The organism is Nocardia wallacei (assembly GCF_014466955.1).
GTDB lineage: Bacteria > Actinomycetota > Actinomycetes > Mycobacteriales > Mycobacteriaceae > Nocardia > Nocardia wallacei.
Genome location: NZ_AP023396.1, coordinates 7003629 through 7016591, shown reverse-complemented (window position 1 = coordinate 7016591; position 12963 = coordinate 7003629). Strand labels below are relative to the sequence as shown.

1 protein-coding gene (cut by a window edge) is annotated in these 12963 nt (G+C 70.5%); it reads left to right on the top strand.

The window, feature by feature from the left end; all coding sequences use genetic code 11:
* Positions 1-12963 carry the 3' end of a non-ribosomal peptide synthase/polyketide synthase gene (locus NWFMUON74_RS31540; protein WP_187685352.1) on the top strand. 39003 nt of this gene lie to the left of the window's left edge, so 12963 of the gene's 51966 nt are visible here — the last part of the coding sequence; its start codon lies beyond the left edge, outside the window; it ends in the stop codon at positions 12961-12963.

Genomic DNA, 12963 nt, shown 5'->3' with positions numbered 1-12963 from the left:
GACGCGGAACTGCGACGCCTTGTCGCACAGGACCGGGCGCAGCACTTCGACCTGTCCGCGCCGCCGCTGCTGCGCTTCACGGTGTACCGCACCGCGGGCACGGCGTGGCAGCTGGTCATCACGACCCACCACATCCTGCTCGACGGCTGGTCGATGCCGCTGCTCATGCGGGATCTGCTGGTGTTGTACGCGGTGCGTGGCGACACCTCCGCGCTGCCGCGCCCGGCCTCCTACCGCACCTACCTGGGCTGGCTGGCCGCGCGCGACAAGCAGGAGTCCCTGGACACCTGGCAGCGCGCGCTCGCCGGAGTGGACGAGCCCACCCAGCTCGCGCCGCAGACCACGCTGGAGGAGACCTACGAGATCGGCAAGCGGGTCGTCGAGATCGACGCCGACCGCACCGAGCGGGTCAAGCGCCTGTGCGCCGAACTGGGCATCACCGTGAACACGCTGGTGCAGGCCGCGTGGGGCGTGCTCGTGGGCCGCATGACCGGCCGCGACGACGTGGTGTTCGGCGCCACGGTGTCCGGCCGCCCGCCCGAGCTGCCCGGCATCGAGTCGATGGTGGGTCTGTTCATCAACACGCTGCCGGTGCGGGTGCTCGTGGACAGCCGCGCGACCGTCGCCGAACTGCTGACCCGCCTGCAGGGTGAGCAGGCGGATCTGCTGGATCACCACTACGTGGGCCTGACCGACATCCAGCGGGTCGCGGGCATCGGCGCCCAGTTCGATTCGCTGCTGGTGTTCGAGTCCTATCCGGTGGACAAGGACGCGATCGCCGCGACCAGCTCCATCGACGGCATGTCGGTCACCGACGCGGGCATCAACGACGACACGCACTACCCGATCACGGTGATGGTCACCGCCGAGTCGACCATCGTGCTGACCCTCAAGCACCTGCTGAGCCGGATCACCCCCGATGAGGTGGGCGCGATCGCCGATCGGCTGCAGCGGATCGTGGACGAGTTCGTCGCCGACCCGAAGGGCCGCGTCGCCGACATCGATGTCTTCGGCAATGCCGAGCGCGACCGAATCCTGGTGGAGTGGAACGACACTCGCCACGAGGTCGCACCGGAATTGCTGCTGGACGGCTACCGGCGCACAGCCGCCGCGCACCCGGATCGGGTGGCAGTGGTGTACGAGGGCACCGAGCTGACCTACCGCGAGTTCGACGAACGCGTCAATCGCCTGGCGCGGCACCTGATCGCGCAGGGTGTCGGCGCGGAATCGCTTGTCGCCCTGGGTATCCGGCGGTCGCTGGACCTGGTGGTCGGCATGTACGCCGTGCTGACCGCCGGTGGCGCGTACGTGCCGCTGGACCCCGACCATCCGGCCGAGCGCATCGCCTACGTGCTGGAGACCGCGCAGCCGGTGTGCGTGCTCTCGCGGACGGTGGACGAAGTGCCGGTGCCCGAGGGCATCACGGTGCTCGACGTCGACACGCTGGACCTGAGCGAGATCGACTCCGCCCCGGTGCGATCCGACGAACTGCTGCGGCCCGTCCTGGCGGACAACCCGGCGTACGTCATCTTCACCTCCGGCTCCACCGGCCGCCCGAAGGGTGTCACGGTCTCGCACGCCGCGATCCAGAACCAGATCTCCTGGATGCTGGACGAGTACGGGCTCGGCATCGACGACGTGTACCTGGAGAAGACCGCCACGGTGTTCGACGTGTCGCTGTGGGGCTACTTCATGCCGCTGCGCGTCGGCGCCAAGCTGGTCGTGGCGACCCCGGACGGGCATCGCGACCCGGCCTACCTGGCCGAAACCATTGCCGCGCAGGGCGTCACGTTCACCGACTTCGTGCCGTCGCTGCTCGCCGTGTTCGCCGCCGAGCTGACCCCGGGCAGCGTGCCGACGCTGCGCACGGTGTTCGCGGCCGGTGAGGCGCTGCCGCCCGAGACGGTCGCCGCGCTGCGCGCCTCCTCGGATGCCGCGGTGCACAACGTCTACGGTCCGACGGAGGCCGCGGTCACCGTCACGCACTGGCCGGTCAGCGGCGCCGAGCGGCGTACCGTGCCGATCGGCCTGCCGCAGTGGAACACTCGCCTCTACGTGCTGGACTCGCTGCTGCGGCCGGTGCCCGAGGGCGTGGCCGGCGAGCTGTATCTGGCCGGTGTCCAGCTGGCGCGCGGCTACGCGGCGCGTCCGGACCTGACCGCGGATCGCTTCGTGGCCAACCCGTTCGGCACCGGTGAGCGCATGTACCGCACCGGTGACCTGGTGGTGTGGCGCGAGATCGACGGCCGGGGCGCGCTGGAGTACGTGGGCCGCACCGACTTCCAGGTGAAGGTCCGCGGCTACCGCATCGAACTGGGCGAGATCGACAACGCCCTCACCTCGCATCCGGACATCGATTACGCCGTCACCCTCGGTCGCAAGACCGAGGCGGGCACCGACATCCTGGTGTCCTACGTGCACGCGGCGGCGGACCGTGCCGTCGATGTGGCCGAGGTGACCACCTACCTGTCCGGCCGCCTGCCGGAGTACATGGTGCCGACGGCGATCATGGTGCTGGACAAGATCCCGGTGACCGCGGTCGGCAAGCTGGACCGCGCGGCGCTGCCCGACCCGCAGCTGGCATCGCGGGAATTCCGTGCGCCCACCAGCGAGATCGAGGCGACCATCGCCGAGGTGGTGGCCGAGGTGCTGAGCCTGGAGCGGGTCGGCGTGGACGATTCGTTCTTCGCGCTCGGCGGCGACAGCATCCTGTCGATCCAGCTGGTCTCGCGGGCCAAGGCGCGGGGCGTGGTGTTCTCGCCGCGCGACGTGTTCGAGCGGCGCACCGTCGCGGGTCTGGCCGAGGTCGCCACCACCGGCGCGGACGCCGAACGGCGGCGGCTGGCCGAACTGCCCGGCGGCGGCGTCGGCGACATCCCGGTGCTGCCCTTCATGGCGTCGGTGCTGGCGAAGTCGAATGCCGACTCCTACCAGCGGTTCTCGCAGTCGATGACACTGCGGCTACCGGTGGGCATCGACCGCGCGACCCTGGTCGCGACGATCGGCGCGGTCTTCGACCACCACGACGTGCTGCGCACGCGGCTGCGTGGCGACGCCGAGAACGGCTGGGCCTTCGAGGCTTTGGAGCCGGGCGCGATCGACGTCGATGCGCTCGTGCACCGGGTCGACCTGCCGGGCGATATCTCCGATGCGGAGCTGTCGCGGGTCGCGAACGCGGAATACGATGCGGCGCTGGGCCGTCTCGATCCCGCGAACGCGGCGATGGTGCAGTTCGTGTGGTTCGCCTTCGGCGCGGCGAACTCGGAATCGGCAACCGCCGCCGAGGATTCCACTGGGCCCGCTGACCGGCCGGGCGTGCTCCTGATCGCCGCGCACCACTTCGTGGTCGACGGTGTGTCCTGGCGCATCCTGATCCCGGACTTCGCCGTGGCCTGGTCCCAGCTCGCCGCGGGCCAGCAGGTCTCCCTGCCCGCCAACGGCACCTCGATGCGCCGCTGGGCACACGCGCTGGTCGAGCAAGCGACCGAGCGGACCACGGAACTGCCGTTCTGGCAGGAGGTTTCGGCCACGCCGGATCCGCTGCTCGGTTCGCGCGCCTTCGACCCGGCCGTGGATACCAACGCGACGGTGGAGTCGGTGCGGGTCAGCGTGCCCGCCTCGGTCACCGACGCGGTGCTCACCGCCATCCCGGGCCTGTATCACGGCGGCGTGAACGACGGCCTGCTGTCGGCGCTGGCGATGGCCGTCACCCGGTGGCGTGAGACCCGAGACAGTCGTACCTCTGCTGTTCTGGTCCGGTTGGAGGGCCACGGGCGTGAGGAAGAAGCCGTGCCGGGCGCGGACCTGTCCCGCACGGTCGGCTGGTTCACCAGCGTCTACCCGGTGCGCCTCGACCTGGGCAACGCCAACCTGACCGACGCCTTCGCGGGCGGAGACGCCCTGGGCCGCATCGTGAAATCGGTCAAGGAACAGGTGCTGTCGGTGCCCGGCAAGGGGCTCGGCTACGGCCTGCTGCGGCACCTGAACCCGGAGACGGCCGCGTTGCTCGGCGACACCGGCCAGATCAGCTTCAACTACCTGGGCCGCGTGTCGGTCGCCGACGTCCCCGCGCAGTTCGCCGAACTGGGCTGGGTGCCGGTGGACGACCTGGGCGAGCTGTCCGCGGTGATGGACGCCGACATGCCCGCCAACGCCGTGCTCGACATCAACGCGATCGTCACCGACGGCGACGAGGGCCCGCAGTTGGGCGCGTCGTTCGCCTTCCCGGCCGGGCTGCTGACTCGCGAGCAGGTGCAGGAGTTCGCCGACCTGTGGGTCGCGGCGCTCACCGCGCTCGCCGAGCACGCCACCCGCCCGGAGGCCGGCGGCCGCACCCCGTCGGACCTGCCGCTGGTGCGTACCACGCAGACCGACATCGAGGTGTGGGAGCGGCAGTACCCGGCGCTCACCGATGTGTGGCCGCTGTCCGCGCTGCAGTCGGGCCTGCTGTTCCACGCCATGATGAGCGCGTCCACGGTGGACGTGTACACCCAGCAGGCGGTGGTCGAGTTCGAGGGCACCCTCGATGTCGAGCGGCTGCGTGTCGCGGCGCAGGCCATGCTGGAGCGGTACCCGAACCTGCGGGCGATCTTCGTCGCCGACTCCCACGGCGAGCCGGTGCAGATCGTGCTGGATCGTGTCGAAGTTCCCTGGGAGATCGTGGATCTCACCGAGTTGCCGACGGAGCACCGCGCCGAGCAGCTGGCGCAGCGGCTCGAGACGGACCGCCTGACCCACTTCGACATGACCACCCCGCCGCTGCTGCGCTTCACGGTGTACCGCACCGGCGAGACGGCGTGGCACCTGTCGATCACCGCGCACCACGTGCTGTTCGACGGCTGGTCGATGCCGCTGCTCATGCGGGATCTGCTGGTGCTGTACGCGGTGCGCGGCGACGCCGCGTCGCTGCCGCGGGTGCCGTCCTACCGGAACTTCCTGGCCTGGCTGGCAGGGCGGGACCGGGACGCCTCACTGCGGGCCTGGCAGCACGCGCTGGCCGGGGTGGACGAGCCGACTCAGCTTGCGCCGCAACCGAAACCGGATGAGACCTATGCGCTGGGCAAGCAGGTCGTGCACCTCGACGCCGAGTACACCCGTCGCGTCGCGCAGTTCTGCGCCGACCTCGGCATCACCGTGAACACGCTGATCCAGGCGGCCTGGGGTGTGCTGGTCGGCCGCATCACCGGTCGCGAGGACGTGGTCTTCGGCGCCACGGTGTCGGGCCGTCCGGCGGAGCTGCCGGGTATCGAGTCGATGGTCGGCCTGTTCATCAACACGCTGCCGGTGCGGGTACGGGTGGACGACCGGGCGACCGTCGGTGAGCTGCTGGTGCGGTTGCAGGGCGAGCAGGCGGATCTGCTGGAGCACCACTACGTGGGCCTGACCGACATCATGCGGGTCGCCGGAATCGGCGCGCAGTTCGATTCGCTGCTGGTGTTCGAGTCGTACCCCGTCGACAAGGACGCCATCACGGCGGCCGCCGCGATCGACGGCGTGTCGGTGGCCGGTGCGGGCATCAGCGGTGGCACCCACTATCCGCTGACGCTGCTGGTCAAGGCCGAGCAGACGATCGAGATCGTGCTCGAGCACCTGTTGAGCCGGTTCAGCACCGCCGAGGCGGAGACGCTGTCGACGCGGTTGCTGCGGATCGTGGACGAACTGCTCGCCGGCGCGAACCGCCGGGTGCGCGACATCGAGGTCCTCGACGCCGCCGAACGGGATCGAATCCTGCTGGAGTGGAACGACGTTCGCGAGGACGTGGCACCCGAACTGCTGCTCGACGGCTACCGGCGCGCGGTGGCGGAGTACCCGGATCGGGTCGCGGTGTCCTACGAGGGCGAGGAGCTGACCTACCGGGAGTTCGACGAGCGCGTCAACATCCTGGCCCGGCGGCTGATCTACCAGGGCGTCGAGGCGGAAACGCTGGTCGGCCTGGCGATTCGGCGGTCGCTGGATCTGGTGGTCGGCATGTACGCGATCATCACCGCGGGCGGCGCGTACGTGCCGCTGGATCCGGATCATCCGGCCGAGCGCATCGCGCACGTGCTGGAGACCGCGCAGCCGGTGTGTGTGCTGACCCGGACCGCGGATCAGGTGCCGGTGCCCGAGGGCGTCGAGGTGCTGAACCTCGACACCGTGGACGTCGACGGCTTCGACGGCACGCCGCTCGAACCCGACGAGCTGATGCGCCCGGTGCTGCCGGAGAACCCGGCCTACGTGCTGTTCACGTCCGGTTCGACCGGGCGTCCGAAGGGTGTGGCGGTCTCGCACGCGGCGATCAACAACCAGATCACCGTCATGCTGTCGGCCTACCCGATGGGTCCGCAGGACGTGTACCTGCAGAAGACGCCGACGACGTTCGACGTCTCGCTGTGGGGTTACTTCATGACCCTGCGGGCCGGGGCCAAGCTGGTCGTGGCGACCCCCGACGGGCATCGGGATCCGCTGTACCTGGCGGAAACCATTGCCGCGCAGGGCGTCACGTTCACCGACTTCGTGCCGTCCATGCTGACCGTGCTCGCCACGCACACCGCGGCGGGTGCCCTGCCGACGCTGCGCACGGTGTTCGCGGCCGGTGAGGCGCTGCCGCCGGAGACCGTCACCGCGGTGCACGCCATCTCCGACGCGGCCGTGCACAACCTGTACGGACCGACCGAGGCCGCGATCACCGTCGCGCACTGGACCGCGACGGGCACCGAGTCCCCGAGCGTGCCGATCGGCTATCCGGAGGCGAATTCGCAGCTGTACGTGCTGGATTCGCGGCTGCGGCCGGTGCCCGCCGGTGTCGTGGGTGAGCTGTACCTGGCGGGTGAGCAGTTGGCCCGCGGTTATCTGCGGCGGCCCGATCTCACCGCGGATCGCTTCGTGGCCAACCCCTTCGGGGCAGGCACGGGCACGCGCATGTACCGCACCGGTGACCTCGTGGTGTGGCGCGAGATCGACGGCAGGGGTGCGCTCGAGTACCTCGGCCGCGCCGACTTCCAGGTGAAGTTCCGCGGTCAGCGCATCGAGCTCGGGGAGATCGAGTCGGTGCTGCTGGCGCAGCCGTCGGTCAGCCAGGCCGCGGCGCTGGTGGTCTCGTCCGAGCTGGGTGACCAGCTGGTGGTCTACGCGGTGCCCGCACCGGGCGCGCGGCTCGATCAGGGCCGCCTGCTGGAGGCGGCCATGCGGCAGCTGCCGGCGTACATGGTGCCGTCGCAGATCATCGAGCTGGCCGAGTTCCCGCTCAACCCGAGCGGCAAGCTGGACCGCAAGGCCCTGCCGAAGCCGACCTTCACGCAGCGGGAGTTCCGCGCGCCGTCGACTCCGATCGAGGAGATCGTGGCGGGCGTGTTCGCCGAGGTGCTCGGGATCGAGCGGATCGGCGCCGACGACGACTTCTTCGCCCTCGGCGGCAACTCGCTGATCGCCACCCAGGTCATCGCCCGCGTGGGTGCGGCGGTGGGCAGCCGGGTGCCGGTGCGGGCGCTGTTCGAGCGCTCGACGGTGACCGGATTCGCGGCGGCGATCGAATCGCAGACACGGGAAGCCGGCGCCCCGGCGCTCGGCAGTATCGAACGGCCGGAACGGATTCCGCTGTCGCTGGCGCAGCAGCGGATGTGGTTCCTGAACCGATTCGATCAGCAGTCGGCGGCCTACAACGTGCCGATGGCGGTGCGGCTCACCGGTGATCTTGATCTGCCCGCGCTGCGGGCGGCGGTCGGCGACGTGGTGGCGCGGCACGAGGTGCTGCGCACGGTCTATCCGGAGCACGACAGTGGCCCCGTCCAGGTGATCCTGCCGGTGGCGCAGGCGATTCCGGAGGTCGAGTTCCGGACCGTCGCCCCGGCCGACATCGAGGCCGCGGTGCTCGAGGTGGTGTCGAGTTCGTTCGACGTCACCACCGAGGTGCCGCTGCGCGTGGCCGTGTTCGAGGTGGAGACCGGAAACGAGGACGCCGCACGGGAATACGTGCTGGCGATGACGGTGCACCACATCTCGGGCGACGGTTCCTCCATGGCACCGCTGACCCGCGACATCATGACCGCCTACGCGGCGCGGGCCGCCGGTGAGGCCCCGAGCTGGGCCCCGCTGGCCGTGCAGTACGCCGACTACGCGCTGTGGCAGCGTGCGCTGCTGGGCAGCGAGGACGATCCGGAGTCGCTGGCGGCCAAGCAGCTCGGCTACTGGAAGGCGGCGCTGGCCGACCTGCCGGACCGGCTGGACCTGCCGACCGACCGGCCGCGTCCGGCGGTGCAGTCGTTCACCGGCGCCAAGGTCGCCATCGACATCGACGCCGAGCTGCACCGGGCGCTGTCGGAGCTGGCGCGGAGCGAGAGCGCGACGCTGTTCATGGTCGTGCACACCGCCTTCGCCGTGCTGCTGGCGCGGCTGTCGGGCACCGACGACATCGCGATCGGTACGCCGATGGCGGGTCGAGGCGAACGTGAACTCGATGACCTGATCGGCATGTTCGTCAACACCCTGGTGTTCCGCACCCGGGTGGACGCGGGCGCGCCGTTCGCGGAACTGCTCGCTCACCAGCGGGAGTCGGACCTGCAGGCGTTCGCGCACGCCGATGTGCCGTTCGAGCGGCTGGTCGAGGTGCTCAACCCCGTCCGGTCCACGGCGCATCACCCGCTGTTCCAGGTGGGTCTGTCGTTCCAGAACCTGGGCCGGACCAGCCTCGAGCTGCCGGGCCTGAGCCTGTCGGGCGTCGACTTCGACACCCAGCTGTCGCAGTTCGACCTGCACCTGATCGTGTCGGACAGCTACGACGAGGCGGGCGCACCGGCCGGCATCGGCGGCGTGCTGACCTACGCCACCGACCTGTTCGACGCGGCGACGGTCGAGGACTTCGCCGAGCGGTTCGTGCGGATGCTGCGTCAGATCGTGGCCGTCCCGGCGACCCCGGTCGGCGATCTCGAGCTGCTGCGTGGCAGCGAGCGCGCGACGCTGGTGACCGAGTGGAACGCGACCGAGCACGAGGTGGACCGGTCGCTCACCCTGGCCGGGCTGCTGGACCGCACCGTCGCGGGGACGCCGGACGCGGTGGCGCTGGTGGGTCCGGACGGGGCTGCTGTCACCTATGCGGAGCTGAGTGAGCGGGTGAATCGGCTTGCGCGGCACCTGGTTTCGCTGGGTGTGGGTGCCGAGTCGCGGGTCGCGTTGGCGTTGCGCCGGTCGGTGGATCTGGTTGTGGCGATGTATGCGGTGTCGGTGGCCGGTGGCGCGTATGTGCCGGTGGACCCGGATCAGCCCGCCGAACGTGTCGGTTACATTCTCGGGACCGCCGACCCGGTGTGTGTGCTGACCAACGCGGACAGTGGTTTCGACGCTGGTGCTGTGGCGGTTGCGCATCCGGTGGGTACGGGTGCGGGGACTGTGCCGAGTGTGGTTCGGATCGACGAGCTGGATCTGTCGGAGGTCTCCGGCGAGCCGATCGCTGACGCGGATCGTGTTGTGCCGCTGCGTGCGTCGAATACGGCGTATGTGATCTTCACGTCGGGTTCGACGGGCCGCCCGAAGGGTGTGGCCGTGCCGCACGCCGCGATCGTCAACCAGTTGCTCTGGGAGACCGCCGAATTCGGCCTCGGCGCGGACGACGCGGTGCTGCTCAAGACGGCGGCGACGTTCGACCTGTCGGTCTGGGAGTTCTGGACGGCGGCCGTGTGCGGTGGCCGCCTGGTCATCGCCACCGCCGACGGGCATCAGGATCCGGAATACCTGAACGACCTGATGCGCCGCGAGGCCGTCACCACGCTGCACGTGGTGCCGTCCATGCTGGACGCGCTGCTGACCGAATCCGATGGCGCGCTGACGGATTCGCTGCGGCGGGTGCTGGCCATCGGCGAGGCGCTGCCGGGTGCGACCGCGCAGCGGTTCCGGCGCGGCAACACGGCGGGCCTGTTCAACCTGTACGGGCCTACCGAGGCGGCGGTGTCGATCACCAGCCACGAGGTCGGCGACGCCGATCAGGTGTCGGTGTCGATCGGCGCGCCGGAATGGAACAGCCGGGTCTACGTGCTCGACGCCAGGCTGCGTCCGGTCCCGGTCGGCGTGCCGGGCGAGCTGTACCTCGCCGGTGCCCAGCTGGCCCACGGCTACTTCGGCCGACCGGACCTGACGGCGGATCGCTTCGTCGCCAGCCCCTTCGGCACCGGTGAGCGCATGTACCGCACCGGTGACCTGGTGGCCTGGAACGCCGACGGCGAGCTGGACTACCGGGGCCGCACGGACTTCCAGGTGAAGATCCGGGGTTTCCGGATCGAGCTGGGCGAGATCGAGGCCGCGCTGCTGGCGTTGCCGGAGGTCGCGCAGACGGCGGTGCTGGCGAAGTCCGATGCGCGCCTGGGTGATCGGCTGGTGGCCTACCTGGTGCCGACTGCCGCCGATACTTCCTCAGGCGTCATCGACCTCGACCGCGTCAAATCCGAACTGGCAGCGGCACTGCCGTCCTACATGGTGCCCTCGGCATTCGTGGTGCTGGACGCGCTGCCGCTGAACGCCAACGGCAAGCTGGACCGCAAGGCCCTGCCGGAGCCGGAGTTCGAGACCACGGCCTACCGCGCCCCGTCCACCCCGACGGAGCAGATCCTGGCCGAGGTGTTCGCGGATGTGCTGGGCCGCACCGAGATCGGTGTGGACGACGACTTCTTCGCCGTCGGCGGCAACAGCATCCTGTCCATCCAGCTGGTGTCGCGGGCCAAGGCGCGCGGCGTGCGGTTCGGCGCCCGCGAAGTGTTCGAGCAGCGCACCATCGCCGGACTGGCGGCGATCGCGCGGCTGGGCGACGCGGACGACCTGGAACTGCCGACCGGCCCGCTGGTGCAGGTCGACCCGGCCGACGCGGAGACCTGGGAGCGGACCTACCCCGGCATGACCGAGGTGTGGCCGCTGTCGCCGCTGCAGTCGGGTCTGCTGTTCCACGCGCTGATGACGCAGTCCACCGTCGACGTGTACAGCCAGCAGGCCGCCATCGACTTCACCGGTGACCTGGACGTCGAGCGGCTGCGGACCGCGGCGCAGGGCATGGTGGACCGGTACGCGAACCTGCGGGTGGCGTTCACGACCGACCGGGACGGACAGCCGGTGCAGATCGTGCTCGACCGGGTCGACGTGCCTTGGCGCACTGTCGATCTCGTGGACGGCGACGACGACGAGCTGGAGCGGCAGCTGATGTCCGAGCGGGCCGCCCCCTTCGACATGGCGAGCGCGCCGCTGCTGCGGTTGGCGCTGTTCCGCACGGCCGCGGACCACTGGCGACTGGCCATCACCGCGCACCACATCCTGTTCGACGGCTGGTCGATGCCGCTGCTCATGCGGGATCTGCTGGTGCTGTACGCGGTGCACGGCGACGCCACGGTGCTGCCGCCGCCCGGCTCCTACCGCGACTTCCTGGCGTGGCTGTCCACACGGGATCGCGAGGCGTCGCTGCGGGCCTGGGCGGACGCGCTGTCCGGCGTGGACGAGCCGACCCAGCTCGCCCCGCAGCCACGGTCGGTGGAGAACTACGAGATCGCCAAGCTGACGGCCACGATCGACGCCGAGCAGACCCAGCAGCTCACCAAGTTCTGCGCCGACCTGGGCATCACGGTGAACACGCTGGTCCAGGCCGCGTGGGGCGTGTTGGTCGGGCGGCTCACCGGGCGTGACGACGTGGTGTTCGGCGCGACCGTGTCCGGGCGTCCGCCGGAGCTGCCGGGTATCGAATCGATGGTGGGCCTGTTCATCAACACGCTGCCGGTGCGGGTGCGCGCCGAGGGCCGGCGGTCGGTCGCCGAGTTGCTGACCGGGCTCCAGCGTGATCAGGCCGCGCTGCTCGACCACCACTACGTCGGGCTCACCGACATTCAGCGGGTGGCCGGCGCCGCGGCGGGATTCGACTCGCTGATCGTGTTCGAGTCCTACCCGGTGGACAAGGAGGCCATCGCGGCCGCCAGCTCCATCGACGGTGTGGCGGTGACCGGGGTCGGATTCGAAGGCGGCACACACTACCCGCTGACCCTCATGGTGACCGAGGAGGCCACCATCGGCCTGAGCCTGGAGTACCTCACCAACCGGTTCACCGCCGACGAGGTGCAGACGCTGGCCAACCGGCTGCGCTGGGTGCTGGCGGCGCTGGCGCGCGATCCGCAGGCGCCGGTCGGCGACATCGACATCGTCGATCCCGCCGAGCGGGCCCGCCTGCTCGCCGAATCCGGGGTCGGCGCAACCGAATCCGCGCAACCGGCCCGGGTCGGCGCGCGCACGGTGGCCAAGATCCTGGGCGAGGTCGTCGAGGAGGATCCGCAGGCTCCGGCGCTGCTGTCCGACGGTGCGGAGACCCCGTACCACGTGGTCGACACGCGGTCCTCGCAGCTGGCGCGGGTGCTGATCAACCGCGGTGTGGGCCCCGGCGACATCGTCGCGGTCACGCTGCCGCGGTCGGTCGACGCCGTGGTCGCGGTGTGGGCGGTGCAGAAGGCCGGTGCGGCGGCGCTGTTCGCCGAGGGCCTGTCCTTCGGCGAGATCGTCTCCGCCGGAGCCGGTTTCGGCATCACCCTGGAACCCGCGGCCAGTTCGGTGCGCTGGCTGGTGCCCTCGGACCCGAAGGTGCGGGCGGAACTGTCGGCGGCCCCGACCCACCCGGTCTCCTACGCCGACCGCGTCCGACCGCTGCACGAGGACCACCCGGCCTTCGTCTACCGCCGGACCGACGGCACCTGGACCACCCTCACCCAGGACCAGGCCCTCGACCGCGCCGACACCCTCCGCGAGGAAAACGACCTGGACTACGAGTCGACCACGTTCACCACCGCCCCCGGCGGCCCCGCCGCCCTGGCGGAATTCCTCGCCTGGTCCACCACCGGCGCCCTCTCGGTCCTCCCGACCGGCGACGTCGAGTCCGACCTCGGCGAGGGCGAGGTCACCCACTGGTTCGTCGTCCCGGGTGAATCCACCGACTCGGCCGACGAGGAGGTACGGATCGTGTCGGCGGAGTGA